The sequence below is a fragment of the Roseicella frigidaeris genome (assembly GCF_003258945.1).
Lineage (GTDB): Bacteria > Pseudomonadota > Alphaproteobacteria > Acetobacterales > Acetobacteraceae > Paracraurococcus > Paracraurococcus frigidaeris.
In genome coordinates, this window is record NZ_QLIX01000004.1 from 305,956 (window position 1) to 326,749 (window position 20,794).

General features: G+C 71.9%; 20 protein-coding genes. 12 read left to right on the top strand and 8 right to left on the bottom strand.

What is annotated here, in order from left to right; translation table 11 throughout:
• Positions 1-95 precede the first annotated feature (95 nt).
• A complete protein-coding gene (locus DOO78_RS08650; RefSeq protein ID WP_207802838.1) occupies positions 96-695 on the top strand; it encodes a malonic semialdehyde reductase in 600 nt (199 codons plus the stop codon).
• A gap of 27 nt (positions 696-722) precedes the next feature.
• Here the strand turns inward: DOO78_RS08650 and DOO78_RS08655 are convergent, their stop codons facing one another.
• Together DOO78_RS08655 and DOO78_RS08660 are read right to left on the bottom strand one after the other, a co-directional pair.
• Positions 723-1,457 (bottom strand): response regulator transcription factor, encoded by a 735-nt coding sequence (locus DOO78_RS08655; RefSeq protein ID WP_128080024.1) that lies wholly within the window; start codon positions 1,455-1,457, stop codon positions 723-725.
• A 371-nt stretch (positions 1,458-1,828) separates the two neighbouring features.
• Positions 1,829-2,545, bottom strand: coding sequence for a response regulator transcription factor (locus DOO78_RS08660; RefSeq protein ID WP_111469338.1), 717 nt, complete (start codon positions 2,543-2,545; stop codon positions 1,829-1,831).
• A gap of 248 nt (positions 2,546-2,793) precedes the next feature.
• On the opposite strand from DOO78_RS08660, the gene ribA reads away from it, so the two are divergent.
• The 3 genes from ribA to DOO78_RS08675 all read left to right on the top strand — a co-directional run bounded on the left by ribA (position 2,794) and on the right by DOO78_RS08675 (position 4,863).
• Positions 2,794-3,945 (top strand): GTP cyclohydrolase II, encoded by a 1,152-nt coding sequence (gene ribA, locus DOO78_RS08665; RefSeq protein WP_207802839.1) that lies wholly within the window; start codon positions 2,794-2,796, stop codon positions 3,943-3,945.
• 76 nt (positions 3,946-4,021) lie between these two features.
• Entirely contained in the window at positions 4,022-4,507 is a 486-nt protein-coding gene (locus DOO78_RS08670; RefSeq protein ID WP_243634471.1) for a L,D-transpeptidase family protein, read from the top strand.
• Between the two features lie 176 nt (positions 4,508-4,683).
• Positions 4,684-4,863, top strand: a complete 180-nt coding sequence (locus tag DOO78_RS08675) for a hypothetical protein (RefSeq protein WP_111469340.1) — start codon at positions 4,684-4,686, stop codon at positions 4,861-4,863.
• Positions 4,864-4,904: 41 nt separating this feature from the next.
• Here the strand turns inward: DOO78_RS08675 and DOO78_RS08680 are convergent, their stop codons facing one another.
• Positions 4,905-5,579, bottom strand: a complete 675-nt coding sequence (locus DOO78_RS08680; RefSeq protein ID WP_111469341.1) for a YggS family pyridoxal phosphate-dependent enzyme — start codon at positions 5,577-5,579, stop codon at positions 4,905-4,907.
• A gap of 3 nt (positions 5,580-5,582) precedes the next feature.
• Here DOO78_RS08680 and DOO78_RS08685 point away from each other — a divergent pair, with 3 nt between their 5' ends.
• From DOO78_RS08685 to DOO78_RS08695, 3 genes are all read left to right on the top strand, one after another.
• The gene (locus tag DOO78_RS08685; protein ID WP_243634463.1) at positions 5,583-6,221 is read left to right on the top strand and encodes a thiamine phosphate synthase; all 639 of its coding nucleotides are present in this window, start codon (positions 5,583-5,585) and stop codon (positions 6,219-6,221) included.
• A gap of 227 nt (positions 6,222-6,448) precedes the next feature.
• Positions 6,449-7,888, top strand: a complete 1,440-nt coding sequence (locus tag DOO78_RS08690) for a porin family protein (protein ID WP_111469342.1) — start codon at positions 6,449-6,451, stop codon at positions 7,886-7,888.
• A gap of 129 nt (positions 7,889-8,017) precedes the next feature.
• A complete protein-coding gene (locus DOO78_RS08695) occupies positions 8,018-8,548 on the top strand; it encodes a DUF3576 domain-containing protein (protein WP_111469343.1) in 531 nt (176 codons plus the stop codon).
• Positions 8,549-8,890: 342 nt separating this feature from the next.
• Here the strand turns inward: DOO78_RS08695 and DOO78_RS08700 are convergent, their stop codons facing one another.
• On the bottom strand, positions 8,891-12,037 hold the full coding sequence (locus DOO78_RS08700; protein ID WP_111469344.1) for an efflux RND transporter permease subunit: 3,147 nt from the start codon (positions 12,035-12,037) through the stop codon (positions 8,891-8,893).
• Between the two features lie 254 nt (positions 12,038-12,291).
• On the opposite strand from DOO78_RS08700, the gene DOO78_RS08705 reads away from it, so the two are divergent.
• The gene (locus DOO78_RS08705) at positions 12,292-12,996 is read left to right on the top strand and encodes an AzlC family ABC transporter permease (RefSeq protein ID WP_111469345.1); all 705 of its coding nucleotides are present in this window, start codon (positions 12,292-12,294) and stop codon (positions 12,994-12,996) included.
• Between the two features lie 10 nt (positions 12,997-13,006).
• The gene (locus DOO78_RS08710) at positions 13,007-13,342 is read left to right on the top strand and encodes an AzlD domain-containing protein (RefSeq protein WP_128080025.1); all 336 of its coding nucleotides are present in this window, start codon (positions 13,007-13,009) and stop codon (positions 13,340-13,342) included.
• Between the two features lie 152 nt (positions 13,343-13,494).
• Here the strand turns inward: DOO78_RS08710 and DOO78_RS08715 are convergent, their stop codons facing one another.
• The 4 genes from DOO78_RS08715 to DOO78_RS08730 all read right to left on the bottom strand — a co-directional run bounded on the left by DOO78_RS08715 (position 13,495) and on the right by DOO78_RS08730 (position 16,438).
• Positions 13,495-13,917 (bottom strand): DUF1489 family protein, encoded by a 423-nt coding sequence (locus DOO78_RS08715; RefSeq protein ID WP_111469347.1) that lies wholly within the window; start codon positions 13,915-13,917, stop codon positions 13,495-13,497.
• Between the two features lie 133 nt (positions 13,918-14,050).
• Complete coding sequence (locus DOO78_RS08720; RefSeq protein ID WP_111469348.1) at positions 14,051-14,764, bottom strand: hypothetical protein; 714 nt, start codon at positions 14,762-14,764, stop codon at positions 14,051-14,053.
• The gene (locus DOO78_RS08725) at positions 14,761-15,870 is read right to left on the bottom strand and encodes an AAA family ATPase (protein WP_243634464.1); all 1,110 of its coding nucleotides are present in this window, start codon (positions 15,868-15,870) and stop codon (positions 14,761-14,763) included. Before DOO78_RS08725 ends, DOO78_RS08720 begins: the two co-directional genes overlap by 4 nt.
• Positions 15,863-16,438, bottom strand: coding sequence for a hypothetical protein (locus tag DOO78_RS08730; RefSeq protein ID WP_111469349.1), 576 nt, complete (start codon positions 16,436-16,438; stop codon positions 15,863-15,865). The genes DOO78_RS08725 and DOO78_RS08730 overlap by 8 nt, the downstream gene beginning before the upstream one ends.
• Positions 16,439-16,744: 306 nt before the next feature.
• Between DOO78_RS08730 and DOO78_RS08735 the strand changes: the two genes are divergently transcribed.
• From DOO78_RS08735 to lptE, 3 genes are all read left to right on the top strand, one after another.
• Positions 16,745-17,494, top strand: a complete 750-nt coding sequence (locus tag DOO78_RS08735; RefSeq protein WP_111469350.1) for a carbonic anhydrase — start codon at positions 16,745-16,747, stop codon at positions 17,492-17,494.
• A 98-nt stretch (positions 17,495-17,592) separates the two neighbouring features.
• Positions 17,593-20,241, top strand: a complete 2,649-nt coding sequence (gene leuS / locus DOO78_RS08740) for a leucine--tRNA ligase (RefSeq protein ID WP_111469351.1) — start codon at positions 17,593-17,595, stop codon at positions 20,239-20,241.
• Positions 20,234-20,794: an LPS assembly lipoprotein LptE gene (gene lptE / locus DOO78_RS08745; protein ID WP_165838797.1), complete on the top strand. Its 561-nt coding sequence runs from the start codon at positions 20,234-20,236 to the stop codon at positions 20,792-20,794. The genes leuS and lptE overlap by 8 nt, the downstream gene beginning before the upstream one ends.

Sequence of the window (20,794 nt, forward strand, 5' to 3'; positions counted from 1 at the left end):
CCTGGACTCCCGGCTGCTGCAGGGCGATGGAGCCGATCGCCGGCGGATCACGGGCCGACGCCATGGCCCGCCCCGCCAATCGCCAGGAGAGGCGCATGATCCCTGATTCCACGACGCTCGACGAGGCCGGGCGCGAGCTGCTTTTCCGCGCCGCGCGGACGCATCACGTCTGGACCGACCGGCCCGTCCCCGACACCCAGCTGCAGGAACTCTACGACCTGCTGAAATGGGGCCCGACCAGCGCCAATACCTGCCCCGCCCGCTTCGTCTTCCTCCGCACCCATGAGGGCAAGGAGAAGCTGCGGCCCGCCCTGTCCGCGGGCAATGTCGAGACGACGATGCGCGCGCCGGTCACCTGCATCGTTGCCCATGACGAGCGCTTCTTCGAGGCCCTGCCGCGGCTGCTGCCGGGCGTCGATGCCGCCGGCTGGTTCGCCGGCAACGACCGGCTGGCGAGCGAGACGAGCTTTCGCAACGGCACCTTGCAGGGCGCCTATCTCATCCTCGCGGCCCGCGCCGTGGGGCTGGATGCCGGGCCGATGAGCGGCTTCGACAATGCCCTCGTCGATGCCACCTTCTTCCCGGGCGAGAGCTGGAAATCCAACTTCCTGGTCAATCTCGGCCATGGCGAGCCATCCGCCCTGCCGCCCCGCGCCCCCCGCCTCGGCTTCGACGAGGCCTGCCGGCTGGAGTAGCGGGCTCGCCCAGCCCGGGCGGCCACCCTAATCCCTGCCCGTGCCGCCCACCCGCTCGCCGCCATGCAGGTCGTAGACCCCGTGCAGCCATTGCAGCACGCGATCCTGGTTGCAGGGCCGCCTCTCCCGCTGGGTGGGACCGCCGAGGCCGTGCAGATCGGCCTCCGGCGCATGGTGCGGATGGACCGTCAGGGCCAATACGGGCACCCGCGCCCAACTCTGGCGGATCCGCTTGATGACCGCGCGGCCATCGCCGCCGAACTCGGGCAGTTGCAGGTCGATGACGACGCCCGCCAGGTCGAGTCCCGGCGTCAGCACCGTCTCCGGATCGGCCGAGGGGGCGAGCAACGGGTCGAAGCCCGTGATGGTGGCCAGATCCTGGATCTCGGCCGCCGAGGTCGGGTCTAGTCCGAAGAGCAGCAGGCAGGGCCGCGCCTCGAGCTGGGAGGAGCGTTGCTCGGCATCCTCCCAGACCGCCAGCAGCGCCTCGTTCATGCTGGCATAGGGGCCCATCGGCCGGGCCTCCTCGACAAACTGGACGAGGAGGCCGGAGTCGCGGCGCACCAGGCTCCAGGCCAGCATCTTGCGGCCTGGGGCACGGCTGACGGTGATTTCGAGATAGGGGTCGTTCAACACATCCTGCCGCTCGGTCGCGCTCCAGCCCGGCCGGGCGAAGACAAAGCGGGCGGCGATCCGTACATCCTGGGCGGTGGTGCCGCCGCGGCGATGGTGGTTCGGCAAGGAGAAGATATTCATGCTCACGCCCTGAACAAGCTCCTATAGAGCGGTGGGCCTATGGATCATTCGCAACTTATAGTAGATATCCGCCGGAGCGTGCGCGAAAAAGTTTCCGCCACAGGCCGTGGCACAATTGCCACAATCCTCAGATACGGGCGCATCTGCGCGGGAATCAGGCAATAGCTGCTTAAATCAGCGGCAGGATCACCCATGCCGGCGGGCGGCGCCCTGCATGGGGGCACACCGGCTAGAGCAGATCCCGATCAGGTGCACGCACCTGATCGGGTGAAGAGGCTCTGAAACCAATGGTCTAGGGCATGGAAGGCCGGCACGGCCCTCACCCCCTGGATGCCGGTCCTATCCGGCACCCTGCCCGGATCGGGCCCGGTGGGCGCTCAGGCCGCGGCCTGGCCCGCCGCCGGGTCGAGCCGGTAGCCGCCGCCCTCGGTCAGCAGCAGTTGCGCATTGCTCGGGTCCGGCTCGATCTTCTGGCGCAGCCGGTAGATATGCGTCTCGAGCGTATGGGTGGTGACGGCGCTGTTGTAGCCCCATACCTCGTTCAGCAGCACCTGCCGCCCGACCGGCCGGCCGCCGGCGCGGTAGAGGTATTTGAGGATCGCGCTCTCCTTCTCCGTCAGCCGGATCTTGCGGTTGCGCGCCGCCTCCATCAGCAGCTTCGCCGAGGGCCGGAAGGAATAGGGGCCGATGATGAAGGTCGCGTCCTCCGAATTGTCGAAGACGCGCAACTGCGCCCGCAGCCGGGCCAGCAGCTCGTTCAGCCGGAAGGGCTTGGCGATGTAGTCGTTGGCCCCGGCATCGAGCCCGCGCACCACATCCTGCTCGGCATCCGCGCCGGTCAACATGATGATCGGGATCTTCAGCCCCTGCCGCCGCAGGCGGATGCAAAGCTCCCGGCCATCCCCGTCCGGCAGGCCAATATCGAGCAGCACGGCGTCGAAGCGGCTGCTCGAGCCGGTGAGGATCTGTTCGGCCTCCGAGGCCGTGCCAGCCTCTTCCGGCGCGAACTCCCCCTCCAGGGAGAGCTGCTCGGCCAGCGTCGCCCGCAGCGCCGCGTCGTCATCCACAATCAGCACGGGGCGTGGACCGGCCATACCTTCTCCCAGTTCGTTCAGCGTTTCGATACGACGCTCTCTTCCTCCAGCTCGATGGCGAAGCTATGGCGCCGTTGTCAAGTTTAGATGGGAGCGCCCTCCCGCCCCGCGCAAGCCGGGCGGCAAGCGGATTATTTCGCCTCTCCCACTGTCAGCCATCGTTTCGTCGCCACATTCCCCCTGCGTTATGCACCGAGGTTGGACCTACAGTCTTGACCATGACAATCCCAGTGGCCTCGCATCATAGCATGAATGACCGCCCGGTGCTGCCGGATGCCGAGGCCCTCGCCCTGCGTGCCGTCCATCGCGCCGCCGCCGAGCTGCGCCGCGGCACGCCGGTCCTGCTGCGGGGCGCCCCGGACGCGCCGGCGGATTGGCTGGCCGTCGCCGCGGCCGAGACCGTCGGCGCGACCGGCCTGGCCGAGCTCGCCGCCCTCTCCGGCGCGCCGCCGGTGCTGCTGCTCGCCCCCGCCCGGGCCGCGGCGGTGGCCCAGCCTTCCCCCCGGCCCCAGGCGGCCGCCCCCGAGGAGGCGGTCGCCCTCCGCCTGCCGGCGAGGCTGCTCGCGCCCGAGGCCCTGCGCAGCCTCGCCGATCCCACGGCCGAACGGCTCCTGCCGGACGGCCCTCGCCCCGAGCGCCTGCCGCCGCCGCCCCTCGCCGCCGCAGCGATCGCCCTGGCCAAGCTCGGCCGCCTGCTGCCCGCCCTGGTCGCCCTGCCCCTCGCCCCGGCCGCCGAGCCGCCGCGACACCATCTGCTCGAGGTCGAGGCCACCGCAGTGCTGGCCTATCCCGCCAGCGCCGCCACCACGCTGCGCAAGGTGGCCGAGGCCGTGGTGCCGCTCGAAGCGGCCGCCGATGCCCGCATCGTCGCCTTCCGCGCCGCCGATGGCGGGATCGAGCACCTGGCGATCCTGATCGGCCAGCCGGAAGCGGCCACCGGCGCCGCGCCCCTGGTGCGGATGCATTCGGAATGCTTCACCGGCGACCTGCTCGGCTCGCTCCGCTGCGATTGCGGGCCGCAATTGCAGGGCGCGATCCGGCGCATGGCGGCCGAGGGGGCGGGCGTGTTGCTCTATCTGGCGCAGGAAGGGCGCGGCATCGGGCTGGTCAACAAGCTCCGCGCCTATGCGCTGCAGGATTCCGGGCTGGACACGCTGGACGCCAACCGCGCCCTCGGCTGGGGCGCCGACGAACGCAGCTTCCTCGTCGCCGCCACCATGCTGCAGCAGCTCGGGATCGAGCGGGTGCGGCTGCTGACCAACAACCCGCAGAAGCTGGCGGCGCTGACCGCCTGCGGCATCGCGGTGGAGGGGCGGGTGGCGCATGCCTATCCGCCCAACGGCGTGAACGACGACTACCTCGCCACCAAGGCCCGCCGCTTCGGCCACCTGCTTGCCTGAGCCACCCCCATGACCCTGCATCCCGCCCCGCATGAGCCTGCTCGCCACCATGGCCGCGCCTGATCCCGGCCTCGCCATGCTGGGGCCGGAGGGCGTGCTGCGACTCGGCCGGCTGGCCTGGCGCTGCGCCCTCGGACGCGGCGGCATCCGCGTCGACAAGCGGGAGGGGGACGGCGCCACGCCGGTCGGGCTGCTGCCGCTCCGCCGCCTGCTCTACCGGGCCGACCGGGTGGCGCCGCCCGCCTGCCGCGTGCCGGTGGAGCCGCTCTCGTCCCAGGATGGCTGGTGCGACGACCCCGGCGATGCCGCCTACAACCAGCGGGTCCGGCTGCCGCACCCGGCGCGGCACGAGGCGCTGTGGCGGGAGGATGCGCTCTACGACCTGATCGGGGTGTTGGGCTGGAACGATGCCCCGGTCGTGCGCGGCCGCGGCAGCGCCATCTTCCTGCACCTGGCCCGGCCCGACCTGGCACCGACCGAAGGCTGCGTCGCCCTGGCCGAGCGCGACCTGCGGGCGGCGCTGGCGGCGGGGCTGACGGCGATCGAGGTGCGGCCGGGCTGATACGACATGCCGTCGGTAGGAGGCTGCGGCGGTGCAGCCCCCGCACGGGCTGCGACTCGGCGCAATTGGCTGGACAGGGCGCCTCGGCGCAGGGCATTTTGCGCCCGGATGGATTACGGTCCGTTCATTCAGAAGACAGAAACGGGCAAGACCCGGACAAGGGAGGAGGCTGAACCATGCAGGCCCTGCTGCAGGCTGCGCTCACGCATGCCTTCATCGTTGCACCGATACTCTTCCTGGTCGGCCTCGGCCTCGGCAGCCTCGGCCTCGACGAGCCGGCGGTCATCGCCATTCTCGGCTGCGGCATGCTGCTGATGTTCCGCGCCGCCCTGGCGCCGGAGAATCCCAGGGCCTGAATCCCAAGGGCCCGAGGCGCGCCCCGCGGCGGGGCGGCGGCTCAGCCCCGCGCCCCGAAGATGGCCGAGCCGACGCGCACATGGGTGGCGCCGCAGGCGATCGCCTGCTCGAAATCGGCGCTCATGCCCATCGAGACCACGGGCAGCCCGTGCCGCGCCGCGCGCTCGGCCAGCCAGTCGAAATGCCGGCGCGGATCGCCCTCGGCCGGCGGGATGCACATCAGGCCGCGCACCGGCAGCCCGTGCTCCTCGCGGCACTCGCGCAGGAAGGCGTCGCACGCGCCGGGCGGGATGCCGGCCTTCTGCGGCTCCTCCCCGACATTCACCTGAATAAGGCAGTCGGGCCGCCGCCCTTCCTTCGCCATGGCCTCGGCCAGCGCCGCCGCCAGGCGCGGCCGGTCGAGGCTCTCGATCACATCGGCCAGGCGGACGGCGTCCCGCGCCTTGTTGGTCTGCAGGGCGCCGATGACGTGCAGCCGCAGCCCGGGCCAGGCCGGGCGCAGCGGGGGGAATTTCCCCTGCGCCTCCTGCACCCGGTTCTCGCCGAAGACGCGCTGGCCGGCGGCGAGCGCGGCCTCGACCGCCGCGGCTGGATGGGTCTTGGAAACGGCGACGAGGCTGACCGCGCCGTCCGGCCGGTTGGCGCGGGCGGTGGCCTCGGCGATCCTCGCCGCGATGCGGGCGAGGTTATGGGCGATGTCATCGGAAAGGCTCATGCGGTGCCGAGGCTAGCCCCTGGCGTCGGGGGCTGGAAGCGGCGGGGGCTGCTGGCCGCCGCGCGGCGGCTGCATCCGCCGCGCGGCGGGGCGCGGCTGCCGCGCCTCTGGCTGCTCGGCGACCCGGTGCGGCTGCCGGACCCGCGCGCGGCTGCCGCTGGCCTGCCGCCCGGCGCGGCGGTCATCGCCCGCGGCCTCGCCCCCGCCGTGACCGCCGGCCTCGCGGCGGTCGCGCGGCGGCGAGGCCTGCACCTGCTGGTGGCGGCGGAGGGGCGCGCGGCGCTGGCGCTCGGCGCCGGGCTGCACCTGCCGGAGCGGCGCGGCACGACCGGGCTGCTGCCCTTCCTGCTCGCCCGCCGCCGCCGCCGGCGGCTGTTGACCGTCGCGGCGCATGGCCGCGCCGGCCTCGCCCGGGCGCGCCGCCTCGGCGCCGATGCGGTGCTGCTCTCGCCCGTCTTCCCGACGGCGAGCCATCCCGGCGCCGCCGGCCTCGGTCCCTGCCGCTGGGCGGCGCTCGCCCGGCGGGCGGGCCGGCCGGCGGTCGCGCTTGGCGGCATCGCCGGGGACAATGCCGGCAGGCTGCCGCGCTGGGCCGGCGGGCTCGCCGCCATCGGCGCCCTCGGCCTCCCGCATCACGCGTAACTGCAGTGCATCATACGCATGTGGCGGGTCCGCCACAGTGTCTCGGGGAAGTCGCGGTCACCGTCTCCGACCGGTTGCCGGTCATTGTCGCCGTGGATCATAGTTTGGCGGGACCCGGGCGCATCCGTGCTTGGCGCAGGCTTTTGCGGGGGTCGCGTCCTGTCAGGGGGCAGGGCAGGGGTCGCAGGGAACAGCCGGGCGCCGCCGGCGCGTGAGGAGGGATTGAGATGCGTAAGATTCTGCTGGGCACGACCGCGGTGGTCGGCGCGGCGCTCCTGGCTCCGTCCTTCGCGGCGGCGCAGGAAGCCCCGACGGTCCGCATCGGTGGCTTCTTCCGGGCCTATTACGGCTATACGCAGCAGAGTGCGCGTAACTCGACGACGCCGTCCGGCCTGGCCAACAACACCGCGGGCGCCACGGCGAACCTGGCGCAGTCGAGCCTGACCGTCGGCGGCACGACCGTTCCCACCACGGAGTCGAATGTCGGCGCCGGCGCGGGTGAGGTGGCCCGGCTGTCGAAGAACGACTTCTCGACCGATGCCGAGGTGCATGTCTTCGTCAACGGCAAGACGGCGAACGGCCTGTCCTACGGTGCGGTGATCGAGATCGCCTTCAACCAGCAGGAAGGCCGCAACATCGTCCAGCAGCGTGCCAGCACGGGCAAGACGACCGCCTCGATCGACGAGTACTACGCCTTCATCGCCTCGCCCACCTTCGGCCAGATCCGCTTCGGCGACGAGGACGGCCCGGTCGGCGGCCTGATGAACTCGGGCGTCATCACCAATTTCGGCACCGGCGGCGTCTACGGCGACCGCGAATCCTTCGTCACCCGCCAGGGCAACGACCGCACCACCACCTCGCCGGGCGGCCTCGGCGACAACACCAAGATCATCTACCTCTCGCCGCAGTTCTTCGGCTTCGATTTCGGCGCCTCCTTCGCCTTCAACTACGGCGTCGGCGAGGACACGGGCTGCTCCTCCAACCAGTCGAGCGGCTGGTGCGACAGCTCCTACGCCTTCACCGGCGCCTCCAACTTCGGCATCGCCGCGGCGGGCCCGGAGATGTCGGTCCGCCGGAACGAGTACCAGGGCGCGCTGCGTTGGCGCGGCAGCCTGGCCGGCGTCGGCCTCTCGGTCACCGGCGGCTATGTCGGCTCGGGCGCGGCGAAGGAACTCAGCCCGCTCAACGTCCAGCGCTCGATCTTCCAGCCGCTCGGCGTCTGGCAGGTGGGCGCGCAGGCCACCGCCTACGGCCTGACGGTCGGCGCGCAGTATGAGCACGGCACCTCGAACTTCTTCTGGGGCAACCCGATGAAGGGCGACCGGCCGATGGATCAGTTCTTCGCCGGTGCCAGCTACACCGTCGGGCCCATCACCGTCGGCGGCAACTACGTGATGCAGACGGTCGAGGGCGCGAGCCGCACGGCCTATGGCTACACGGGCGGCGTGCTGACGGCGACCCCGAACCCGGCCGGCGCGGGCCTGATGCGCCGCCTCGGCTACGGCATCGGCGGCAACTACCGCCTGGCCCCGGGCCTCGACATCGTGGCTGAGTACAGCAGCTACACCATCGCCGAGCGCGGCCGCGACCTCGACCCGTCCAACCCGGGCGTGCAGGACCGCAGCACCGCGAAGGTCTTCATCCTCGGCACCCGCCTCGCCTTCTGATCGGCGGACCGGACCTTCGAAGGGGGCGGCGGAGCGATCCGCCGCCCTTTTTCATCTTTATTTACAGAAGATTTCCCCCTGCTTTTTCGCCCTTGATCCGGCCGGGGATAGCGCCATAGTGCGGCCGCCATGAAACGCCATCTCGCCGCCGTCGCCATTCTCCTGCCGCTGCTCGCGGCCTGCGGCGACGCGAATCAGCGCCTGGTCAACAACGACGAGTATGGCGACTACCGCAATGGCCGGGCGCGCAACCGCCCGCAGGGCGCGAGCGCCGGGCTGGTCGTCTTCGGTGTCGACAAGGACCGCGAGGCGCGCGAGGCGGCAGCGGCCGGCACCGGGCTTTCGGTGAACGCCTATCTCTGGCGCGCGACGCTCGACACCCTCTCCTTCATGCCGCTGGCCTCGGCCGATCCCTTCGGCGGCACCATCATCACCGACTGGTACACGCCCCCCGGCGCCGGCAGCGAGCGCTTCCGCGCCCAGGCCTATGTGCTCGGCCGGCAGCTCCGCTCGGATGGCGTGCGCGTGCAGGTCTTCCGCCAGACCATGGAGCGCGGGCAGTGGATCGACAGCCCGGTCTCCACCGCGACCAATTCCGAGATGGAGGACAAGGTCCTCGCCCGGGCCCGCGAGCTGCGGAGCCAGTCGGCCGCGCGCTAGAGCGGTTCCTGACCAAGTAGACCCACCCGATCGGGTGAAGATGCCCGCAGGACAATAAGGTGGAGCGTGCTGCACGACCGCGGCCTGCTCTGGGCTGCGGTTCGATCGCGTGAGTCACGCTTTTCGGTACGTCCGCCTCAAGCGATCACGCCCCAGGCCATTGTTTTCCAGAGCATCCTCGCCCAAGCCGGTGAGCGCACGGGCAGGGGCGCCTGGGCTCCGTCTGCCGGGGCACGACGGCCCTGACCCTCTCCACGGGCGATCGCCACCCGGCCGGACGCAGCGCGGATAGCGGCGCCGGCGTGGCACCCGCCCCGCGGCGTCGCGGGGCGGGACGGGCGATCAGCGCACCACCGCGCCGGCCCCCCGCGGCTGGCGCCGACGCATCGCGGCCGGCTTGCCGAAGAGGTCGATCATCGTCGGGAAGACCACCAGGATGAAGACCGGCAACAGCGTCGTGCCGCCCACCACCACCACCGCCAGCGGCTTCTGCAGGTCCGAGCCGATGCCGGTGGCCACCGCCGCCGGCAGCAGCCCCACCATGGCGGCGAGGCAGGTCATCATCACCGGCCGCATCCGGTCGACGCCGGCCTGGTCGAGCGCCTGCCGCCAGGGCATGCCGGCATCGCGCAGCCCGTGGAAATGCGAGAGCAGGATGATGCCCTCCATCACCGTGATGCCGAAGAGCGCGAGGAAGCCGATGGCGGCCGGCACGCTGAAATGCAGCCCCATGAGCTCGAGCGCGGTGACGCCGCCGATGCAGGAGAGCGGCAGCAGGCCGAAGATCAGCAACGTGTCGCGCAGGCTGCTGAACTGCACGTAGAGCAGCATGGCGATGAGGGCGAGGGCGATCGGCACCACGATCTTCAGCCGGGCGATCGCCTCCTGCAGGTTGCGGAATTCGCCCACCCATTCCAGCTTGTAGCCCGGCGGCAGCACCACGTTCTGCTCCACCAGCGCCTGCGCCTCCTCGACGGCCGATTGCGGGTCGCGGCCACGCACCGAGAATTTCACCGGCACGTAGCGCGAGGCATCCTCGCGGTAGATATAGCTGGCGCCGGAGACCAGGCCGACCTTCGCCACGTCGCCGAGCGTCGCGCCGGATTGCGGGCTGATCGGGATGCGGCGGATGGCATCCAGGCTGGTGCGGAAGGGGGCGTCGAAGCGGACGACGAGCGGGAAATTGCGGTCGCCGCCCTCCTCATAGAGGCGCGCCGCCTCCTGCCCGCCGATGGCCGCCTGGATCACCTGGTTGATGTCGTCGACGGCGAGCCCGTACCGCGCCGCCTTGGCGCGATCGATGCGGATGGAGACGGTCGGCTGGCCGAGGGTGCGGAAGGCGGCGAGGTCGGCGATGCCGTCCACCTTCTCCATCTGCTGGCGGATCTGCTCCGCCACCCGCGCCAGCACGTCGAGCTCGGGGCCGATCACCTTCAGCGCATTGGCGCCCTTCACCCCCGAGGCCGCCTCCTGCACGTTGTCGGAGATGTACTGGGAGAAATTGAAGTCGACGCCGATGAACTCCTGCGCCAGACGGCCCTGGATCTTCTCGACCAGCGCATCCTTGGTCTTCGCCGTGGTCCACTGGTCCATGGGCTTCAGCGGAACGAAGAACTCGGCATTGAAGAAGCCGGCGCTGTCCGTGCCGTCATCCGGCCGTCCCTGCTGCGAGGTGATGGTGATGACCTCGGGGAATTCCTTCAGCACCATCCGCATGCGGTTGACGTAGCGGTTGCCCTCCTCGAGCGAGATGGTGGCGGGCATGGTGGCCCGCATCCAGATGCTGCCCTCCTCGAGCGTCGGCAGGAACTCGCCGCCCATGCGGCTGAACTGCACCACCGCGCCGAGCAGCAGGACGCCGGAGACGGCGATGGTGGTGATCCGCCGCCGCATGGCGATGTGGTGCAGGTATTCGTGCGCCCGGCCGAGCCAGCGCACGATCGGCATCACCTTCTCCTTGGTTTCGTCGCTGAAGAGCGTGCCGGCCAGCGCCGGGGCGACGGTGAAGGTGGCGAAGAGCGCGCCGCCGATGGCATAGGCATAGGTCTTGGCCATCGGGCCGAAGATGCGCCCCTCGATGCCGCCCATGGTGAAGAGCGGGATGAAGGCGGCGACGATGATGAGCGCCGAGAAGAAGATCGCCGTACTCACCTCGCCCGCCGCCCGCAGCACGATCAGCGGCACGCCGGAGAGGCCGCGGGAGGCCGTCGGGTGCGCGATCCGGTGGCCATGCGAGCCATGGGTCAGGTGCAGGTGCCGGTAGACATTCTCCACCATGATGACCGTGGCATCGACCAGCAGGCCGAAATCCAGGCTGCCGAGGGAGAGCAGGTTGGCGCTCTCGCCCCGCAGCAGCATGACGATGACGGCGGTGAAGAAGGCGAAGGGGATGGTCGCGCCCACCACGATGGCGCCCTTCAGGTCGCCGAGGAACAGCCACTGGATGAAGACCACCAGGGCGATGCCCATGATGATGTTCTTGACCACGTGGTGGGTGGTCACCTCCACCAGGTCCTTGCGGTCGTAGATCGGCACGATGTGCACGCCGGGCGGCAGCACGCCGCCGGCATTGATCGCCTTCACCTCCTGCTCCACCGCGCGGATGGTCGGCAGGGTCTGCTCGCCGCGGCGCATCAGCACCACGCCCATGACCACGTCGTCATCCGCCTCCTGCCCGGCGATGCCGAGCCGCGGCAGGTTGCCCACCTCCACCCGCGCGATGTCGGAGAGCAGGACGGGGACGTTGTTGTTCACCCCGAGCACGACGTTGCGGACATCGTCCATCGAGCGGATCAGGCCGACGCCCTGCACCACGGCGGATTGCGGCCCGACATCGATGATGCCCGCGCCCGTCGTCGCGTCGCCATTGCCGATCGCCTGCACCACCTGCGGCAGGGAGAGCCCGTAGGCGGTGAGCTTCGGCAGGTCGACGATGACGTTGTAGGCCTTGGTCGGGCCGCCATAGGCGGTGACGTCGATCACCCCCGGCACGCGCTTGAAGCGGCGTTGCAGCACCCAGTCCTGCAGCACGCGGAGATCGGTGACGGCGAAGCCGGGCGGGCCGACCACGCGGTAGCGCAGGATCTCGCCGATCGGGCTCCAGGGGCTGATCTGCGGCTGCACGCCGTTCGGCAGCCCGCTGATCTGGCCGAGCCGGTTCAGCACCTGCTGAAGGGACTGCTCGTAGTTGAAGGCGAAGGTGAACTGCGCCGAGACCACCGAGAGGCCGAAGAGGGAGGTCGAGCGGACCTTGGCCAGGTTCGGCATGCCCGAGAGCCCGACCTCGATCGGGACGGTGATGTAGCGCTCGATCTCCTCGGCGCTCTGCCCCTGGTTCTGGGTGATCACCACCACGGTCGGCGGCACCGGATCGGGATAGGCCTCGATGTTGAGCTGCCGGAAGCCCGCGAAGCCGATGCCGAGGAAGGCGACGTAGAGCAGGATCACGAGCGCCCGCTTCTGCAGGGCGAAGGCGACCAGGTGGCGCATGCGGGTTCCAGTCCAGACGGCCGCGATGCGGCAGGGGCAAGGGGCGTGGGCACTGCTTTGGGCGCGGCCATGCCTTGCCCGGCGCGTCGTTCTCGCATGTGGCGGCTTGCCGCCGCCATTGGGCGGGGCTTAAGGCTTCGCCATCCCGCGAGGCAAGCAGGTTACGGCGATGCCATGCCGAGGCCGGCGGCGGCGCGCCTTGTCGCCCAGGTGGTGGCGCCGCCGCCCCGGCATGGCAGGATGCAGCGCCGGTCATGTCCTCCCACGCCCCCCGCTCTCCCTTCCGCGCCGGTGCCGGCGCGGCCCTCGGCGCCCCGGCCCTCGCCATGGGGGTGAGCTTCCTCGCCTTCGGCGCGGCGGTCGCCGCCGCCGGGCTCGGCACCGGCTGGGCGCTCGGCGCCTCGCTTGGGGTCTATGGCATGGCCGGGCAGCTCGTGCTGCTGCAGGCCGCCGGCACGGGCGACCCGACGGGCGCCACCCTCGGCGCGACGGCGGCCAATGCCCGCTTCCTGCCGATGGCGATGGCGCTCGCGCCCTGGCTCGGGGCCGGGCCGCGGCGGCGCTGGCTGGCACTGCCCTTCATCGCCATCACGCCCTGGGCGGCGGCGATGCGGGTCCTGCCCGGCCTGCCGGAGGCGGCGCGGCTGCGCTGGTTCCTCGGCTTCGCCCTGGTCTCCTGGCTGGTGGCGGGGCTGGCGACCTGGCTCGGCCTGCTGGCCGCGCCCTGGCTGCGGCCGCCGCTGCTGGCGGCGCTGCTCTTCGCCAACCCGCTGTATTTCGCCCTGCTGCTGGCCGCCGAGGGCCGCCTCCCGGCCTCGCGCCTGCCGATCCTGGCCGGCATCGCCGCGGCGCCGCTGGCGGTGCTGCTGCCGGCGGCCTGGGGGCTGCTCGCGGCGGGGCTGCTCGGCGGGACGCTGGCCTTCCTCGCCCGCCGGCCCTGGCGCCGCGGCGGCGGTTGAGGGCGGAGGCATGGCGGGATTGGATGGCCGGAGCTTGGCCCTGGCGCTGAGCATCGCGGCGATGCTGGGGCTGCGGGCCCTCGGATTGCTGGTGGCGGGGCGGCTGCGGCCGGATCATCCGCTCATCGCCTGGGCCTCGGCGGTCAGCCAGGCGACGCTCTCGGCCTTCGTCGCCCTCGCCGTGGTCCTGCCGGGCGGCGCCGCGGCCAGCCTGCCGCTGGCGGCGCGCCTCGTCGGCCTGGCGGCCGGGCTGCTTGCCTGGTGGTGGGGAGGCGGGCGGCTGCTGCCGGCGCTGCTGGCCGGGCTGGCGGCGCTGGTCGCGGTCCGTGCGTTGCTCGGCGGCTGAGCGCGCCGCCGGCACCAGGCCAGCGGCATTGGAACGCCAGCCGGACCCATCGCTGCCCATGGCCCTGCCACGGCAGGCCGTGACCCGCTCCTCAGGGCGGGAGGCGACGCACGGGTGCCCGCAAAGCCGCGCGGTGGCTTCGTGGGGCGGTCCTAGAGCAGGCCGAGCAAGCGCAATTCCTGCCGCAGCCGGGCCGGCAGCGACTCCAGCCCCTCGGCCGTGGCGCCATCGGCGACATCCGGCGGCGCCGCCGCCGGCTCGAGATAGCGCCAGCCCTGGAAGGGCTTCACCGGTCGGGCCGCCACGGGCACCAGCGCCGGGTCGAGCACCAGCCCGGCGCAGCTCGTGCCGTCCTCCCAGGCCTCGTCGCGAATCTCGAGGATGCGCTGGCGCACCTGCACGAAGCCCGCGACCACCCAGTAGATGGAGCCGCCGGCCGTGATCTCGGCCGCCCGCTTCGGGACCATGCGCGTCTGATGCCGCAGCGGCGGATCGGCGACCGCGCGGCCCGCCTGCAGCGCACGGAGCTGGCCGACATCCTTTGGGCCGACGGAAAGCTTGATGAGATGCAGCACGCTTGCGGGTGTACCGCCTGCGCCGGCGGCCGCAAGGCCCGGCCGCCCCTCCGGAATGCTCAATTCCGCCGCAGGATGTCCTCGGCGCGCAGCGGCAGCGGCGCCGCATCGCCGGGGCGGGCGAGCAGCAGGGTCATCCTGGCCGGCCCCGCCACCGTCTGGTCGCGCCAGCAGCTGAAGGCGAACTCGATCCGATAGAGGCCCGCTGCAATTCGAGGCCGCGCGGCGGGAAGGTGCGGCCCTGCCCGCCCTGCATGTTGAGGTTGAGAACCTCCATGATCCGCTGTCCCCCAAAGTCCAGCCGCCCCAGGCAGGTCGCCCGCTCGCCCGCCTGGCGCTCGACCCGCAGCGTCAGCGCATGGCGGCCGGCCTGGCGGATGGCGAGGAAGGCGGTGCCCGTCATGGCATGGAGACCGACCGGTGTCGGCAGCATCGCCTGGAGTTGCGCCGCCTCGATGACGGGCCCCTGCAGGGCGAAGCGCCGCAAGGGCGGGTCCGGGATCTCGAATTGCGACCCCAGCTGGAGCAGCAGGGCTTTGATCGTGGCTGCCCAGCCGCTCGCCTGGTCGGCCAGCGCGCCCTCGCCCATCCCTGGCGGCAGGGGCAGGTCCGGCGCGATCACCAGCGGCGCGGCGGCCCCTGGGCCGGGCTCCGGCCGGGCCGCCCAGGCCGGCGGCGGGGGCACGGTGCGCGGCGCCACCAGCGCCTGGAGGCCGGCCCAGGCGGCCAAGGCCAGCAGGACGCCCAGCAGGGGCGCCGGTCCGGCCAGGAGAGCCACCCGGTAGAGGCCATCGCGCCGCCAGAGATGGCGATGGATGAAGCCGAGCCGGCCGAGGAACCGCCTCATGCGTCACCGGCGATGGCGGCCGAGACATCCTCGGGCCGCAGCTCGCTCAGATCCAGGCGGCCATCGTCCAGATGCGGGGCGAGCCGCAGGGCCTGCGCCTCGCGGGCGCGCTCGACCAGCGTGCGGGCGGCGCGCGCATGGCCGAAGCCCCGCTGGCCGAGCTGTGCGGCGAAATAGTCCCGGATCATGCCATCCGCCGACCGGGACAGGTGCATCCCGGCCTGCTGCACCATATCATGGGTGATCGCCAGCAGCGCATCCGGCCCGTAGCCCTCGAAATGAAGGGTCTTGGCGAAGCGCGACCGCAGCCCCGGATTGCTGCCGAGGAACCGTTCCATGGGTTCCGGATAGCCGGCCACGATGACCACCAGCCGGTCGCGGTGGTCCTCCATCGCCTTCAGCAGCGTGTCGATGGCCTCCTGGCCGAAGGAATCCCCGTGATCGCCCTGGCCCGCGGCCAGCGTATAGGCCTCGTCGATGAACAGGACGCCGTCCATCGCCTCGGACAGGCGCTGCTGCGTTTTCAACGCCGTCTGGCCGACGAAGCCGGCCACCAGGCCGGCCCGGTCGGTCTCGACCAGATGGCCCTTCTCCAGCACGCCGAGATCGCGGAGGACGGCGCCGTAGAGCCGGGCCACCACCGTCTTGCCGACGCCGGGCGGCCCGGTGAAGACCATGTGCAGCGAGAGGGGGGTGACCGGCAGCCCCTGCTCGCGCCGCGCCGCCTCGACCTTCAGGCGCTGGACGAGGGTGGTGATCTCCGCCTTGACCCGTTCGAGCCCGACCATGCCGGCCAGCGCCGCCTGCGGGTCGAGGGCGGCGTCGCCCCCGTTGCGATCCGGCCGCCGGCGGGGCGCCGGGCGGAGGAAATGCCGACCGGTGCGGGCATAGCCGATGCGGGGCCAGAGCCGGAGGATGCGCAGGCCGCAGAACAGCGTCGCCGCCCCCATCAGCGCCAGCAGGCAGAGGATGCCGAGCCAGGGCGGCAGGCTCGGCGTGATCCGGAAGGCCGAAAGCAGGGCGAGGCCGGTCAGCAGCAGCATGCAGACCGCCATGAGCGGCTGCGGCCCTAGAACGGCCCGCAGCCAGGCGCCGATCTCAGCCATGCGCGCGCCGACAGGTCTCGATCGGCCGCCAGCGGACCTCCCTCGTCTGGGCAACGGCGCCGGCAACATGCCAGGCGGGCTGCAAGGCAATCACGGCCGGCTGCCCGGCCGGCACGACCGTCAGCGCGCCATGGCCGGCCGCATAGGGTCCGGGATAGGGGATGGCGACCCGGACCGGCAGCTCGGAGAGGCGGTAGAGCGGCGAGACATAGCCGGCGGAACGCAGGCGGAGCGCGCTGGCGGGCTGGCCCGGCGCGGCTGCGAGCGTGACCCAAGCGAGCGGGACCGGGCAACCGGCCTCTTGCCCGCGGAAGGCGGCGAGGACCGTCTCGGGCCCGGCCATGGTGCCAAGGGCGGCCTCCCGCTCCTCCTCCGTGACCTGTGCCAGCACGGCCCGGGCATCGCCGAGGGCCCATGCGCCATCCGGGCCCTTCGCCACGGCATCGAGCCAGGCCCAGCCGGCGATGCCGGCGAGCAGGGCAACCAGTGCCGCCGGCCAGAGCCCGGGCACGCCCTCGCCGGGCTTGGCCGCCGCCCGTGAGGCTGGCGGCAGATCATATTGGTCCATGCGACAACCGAAATCCGCAAACCCGACAGGGGCGCGCATGGCACGCCAGAATATCGTCTTTTGCGTTATAGACCCGGGCGTTGTCCTTCTGAATTGAAAATCCGGCCGCAAGCCGGCATCGCGCCGCCACCGCCCGGGCCCATCGCAGGCGAGCGGCGGGCACCGGCCGCCCCGCGCCGCGTTCGACTACCGGCCGATGCCGGTGCGCGGCTCGGCTGCCGACCCATCCGCCGGCGGCTGCAACGAGGAGAGCGGCGCAACCGGGCCCGCCCGACGCAGCCGCGTCCCGCCGGGACTGTCCAGACGATGCATCACCCCGATCCCGCCTGCCCCTGCTGCCGAACCGGCAGCCGCCTGCCGGTCGCGCCAGGCCGGCGCGGCCTCGCCGGGCTCGCCGTCGGGGCGGCCCTCGCCGGCCTGCCCCGGCCGCTGCGCGCCGCCGACCCGGTGCCGCGGACCAACCTCACGCCTGACCAGGCGCTCGCCCTGCTGCGCGACGGCAATCAGCGCTTCCAGACCGATGCCCCCTTCCGCGCGGTCCAGGGGCGGGAGAGGCGGCTGGAACTGGCGCGCGGCCAGGCGCCCTTCTGCGTCCTGGTCGGCTGCTCGGACAGCCGGGTGCCGCCCGAGCTGCTCTTCGGCCGCGGCCTCGGCGAGCTTTTCATCGTCCGCAATGCCGGCAACACGGTCGATACCGCGGCGCTCGGCAGCATCGAATACGGCGTCGGCGTGCTGGGCTGCCCGCTGATCGTGGTGCTCGGGCATGAAAGCTGCGGCGCCGTCGCCGCGGCGGTCGATGTGGTAGACCGCAACACCACCTTCCCCGGCGTGATCGGCGAGATGGTGCAGCCCATCCTGCCGGCCGTGCTCTCGGCGCGGCGCGCGGGCGACACCACGCTCGGCGCCGCGGTCCGCGCCAATGCGCGGCGCGTCGCCCTGCGGCTGCGCACGCAGAGCCCGGTGCTGCAGGAGGCGCTGGACCGCGGCCGGCTGCGGATCGTGCCGGCGCATTACGACCTGGATGACGGCGAGGTGCACTGGCTCGAGGCGAGCTGAGCCGGGCGGGACCGGCGCCGCGACGGGGCGCAAGCGCGCCCTTCCCAGGCGCCGGAGCACGGCTTATTCCCTTGTCCGAGCAGCCATATCGACGGTCGATGAACGACGCCAGCACCACCACCCGCCGGGACAGCCACCAGCAGGAGCTCCGGCACGATTTCCGCTCCGCCGAGCCGCGCTGGCAGGCGGAATGGGAGCGGCGCGCCTGCTTCGCCGTGCCGGACGTGCCGCCGGCCGATGCGAAGAAATACTATGTTCTGGAGATGTTCCCGTACCCGAGCGGGAAGATCCATATGGGCCATGTCCGCAACTACACGCTGGGCGATGTCGTCGCGCGCTACAAGCGGGCGCGCGGCCATATGGTCATGCACCCGATGGGCTGGGACGCCTTCGGCCTGCCGGCGGAGAATGCGGCGCGGGAGCGCGGCATCCATCCCGGCACCTGGACCTACCAGAACATCGCCAACATGCGCGCCGAGCTGAAGCGCATGGGGCTCTCCATCGAATGGGCCCGGGAATTCGCCACCTGCGACGCCGAATATTACGGCCAGCAGCAGAAGCTCTTCCTCGATTTCCATCGCGCCGGCCTGGTCGAGCGGAAGGAGAGCTGGGTCAACTGGGACCCGGTGGACGGCACGGTGCTGGCGAACGAGCAGGTGATCGATGGCCGCGGCTGGCGCAGCGGCGCGCTGGTCGAGAAGAAGCAGCTCAGCCAGTGGTTCTTCAGCATCACCAAATATGCCGACGACCTGCTGCGGGCGCTGGAGGGCCTCGACCGCTGGCCGGAGCGGGTGAAGCTGATGCAGGCCAACTGGATCGGCCGCAGCGAGGGGGCGCGGGTGCGCTTCCGGCTGACCGCGCCGGTCGAGGCCGCGGCGCCGCAGCCGCCCATCGACGACATCGAGGTCTTCACCACGCGGCCGGACACGCTGTTCGGCATGAGCTTCCTCGCCGTCGCCGCCGAGCATCCGCTGGCCGCGGCCGCCGCGGCGCGGGATCCGCAGGCGGCGGCCTTCGTCGCCGAGTGCCGGCGCATGGGGACCAGCGAGGCGACGATCGAGCAGGCGGAGAAGCGCGGCCACGACACCGGCTTCCGCGTCGCGCATCCCTTCATCGAGGGCGCCAGCTTTCCGGTCTGGATCGCCAATTTCGTGCTCATGGAATACGGCACCGGCGCGATCTTCGGCTGCCCCGGGCATGACGAGCGGGACTACGAATTCGCCGCCAAATACGGGTTGCCGATCACCCCCGTGGTGCTGCCGCCGGGCGCCGACCCGCAGGGCTTCGCGCTGGAGGGCGCCGCCTATACGGGCGAGGGCACCATCTTCAACTCCGGCTTCCTCGATGGGCTGGAGGTGACGGCGGCCAAGCGGCGGGCGATCGAGGCGCTGGAGGCGAAGGGGCAGGGCACCGGCCTGGTGAATTGGCGCCTGCGCGACTGGGGCGTCTCCCGCCAGCGCTACTGGGGCTGCCCGATCCCCTTCATCCATTGCGCGGCCTGCGGCGTGGTGCCGGTGCCGGACGACCAGCTGCCGGTGCGGCTGCCCGAGGACGTGGATTTCTCCAAGCCCGGCAACCCGCTGGACACGCACCCGACCTGGAAGCACGTCGCCTGCCCGTCCTGCGGCCAGCCGGCGCGGCGCGAGACCGATACCTGCGACACCTTCGTCGACAGCTCCTGGTATTTCGCCCGCTTCTGCTCGCCGCGGGCCGCGGTGCCGGTGACCCGGGAGGCGGTCGATGCCTGGCTGCCGGTCGACCAGTATATCGGCGGCATCGAGCATGCGATCCTGCACCTGCTCTACAGCCGCTTCTTCACCCGCGGCATGCGCGACACCGGGCATCTGGCGATCGCCGAGCCCTTCGCCGGCCTCTTCACCCAGGGCATGGTGACGCATGAGAGCTACAAGTCGGCCGATGGCCGCTGGCTCTACCCGGAGGAGGTGGAGTTCGGCACGGCCGCCGACGGCTCGCGCACCGCAACGCTGAAGGGCGGCAACGCGCCGGTCACCATCGGCCGGGTCGAGGCGATGTCGAAGTCGAAGCGCAACACGGTGGATCCGGGCGCCATCATCGACCGCTACGGCGCCGACACCGCGCGCTGGTTCATCCTCTCCGACAACCCGCCGGAGCGGGACATGGAGTGGACCGAGGCGGGCGTCGCCGGCGCCTATCGCTTCAGCCAGCGCCTCTATCGCCTTGTGGCGGCGGCGCTGGACGGTCTGCCGCCGGCCGGCACCGGCGCGGAGGGCGCGACGGGCGAGGCGAAGAAGCTCCGCCAGGCGACGCACCGGACCATCGCCGCGGTGACCGAGGCGCTGGACAGCTTCGCCTTCAACGTCGCCGTCGCCCGCATCCACGAATTCGCCAATGCCATCGGCGAGGCGGGCGAGGGCACGGGCGCGGCGAAGCGGGAGGCGCTGGAGGCGATCACGCGCCTCGTCGCGCCGATGATGCCGCATCTGGCCGAGGAGCTGTGGTCGCTGCTGCGGCCCGACGAGACCGCCCTGGTCGCCGAGCTGCCCTGGCTGGAGCCCGATCCGGCGCTGCTGCGGGCCGAGACGGTGACGCTCGCCGTGCAGGTGCTCGGCAAGCTGCGCGGCACGATCGAGGTGGCGGTGGATGCGGACGAGGCTACGATCTTCGCGCTCGCCGAGGCGGAGGAGAATGTGCAGCGGAGCATCGCTGGGAAGCCCATCCGGAAGCGCATCCATGTCCCTGGCCGGGTCGTCAATTTCGTTGTCTGAGGCGGCGACGCGCCGCCGCTTGCTCGGCGCGGCCGGGCTGCTCGGCCTCTCGGCCTGCGGCTTCCGGCCCCTCTACGCGCCGGACACGGCGGCCGATGGCGGCAATGCCGACATCGTCACCGAGCTGGCCGCGGTGCGCGTCGGACCGATCCATGAGCGGACCGGCCAGTTGCTGCGGCGGAACCTGCAACGGCGCCTGGAAGACGCGGCGCCGGGCACGCCGGCGCGCTACCAGCTCAACGTCTCCTACACCCCCGGCGTCGAGGTGCTGGGCTACCGGCGCGACGGCACCATCACCCGGGTGCGCTACACCTTCACCGGCACCTGGGACCTGGCGACGCTCTCCGTCCCACCGGTGCCGGTGGCCCGCTCCGACATTCCCTATCGGGCGATCGACTCCTTCAACATCCCCGACCTGCAATTCTTCTCCGCCGACAGCGCCCGCGACGCCATGGAGGGCCGCGCGATGGAGGAGATGGCGGAGGAGATCACCCGCCAAGTGGCGCTGGCCCTGCGCCGGCGGGGGGAGAGCCGGTCCAGGGCCACGGGCTGA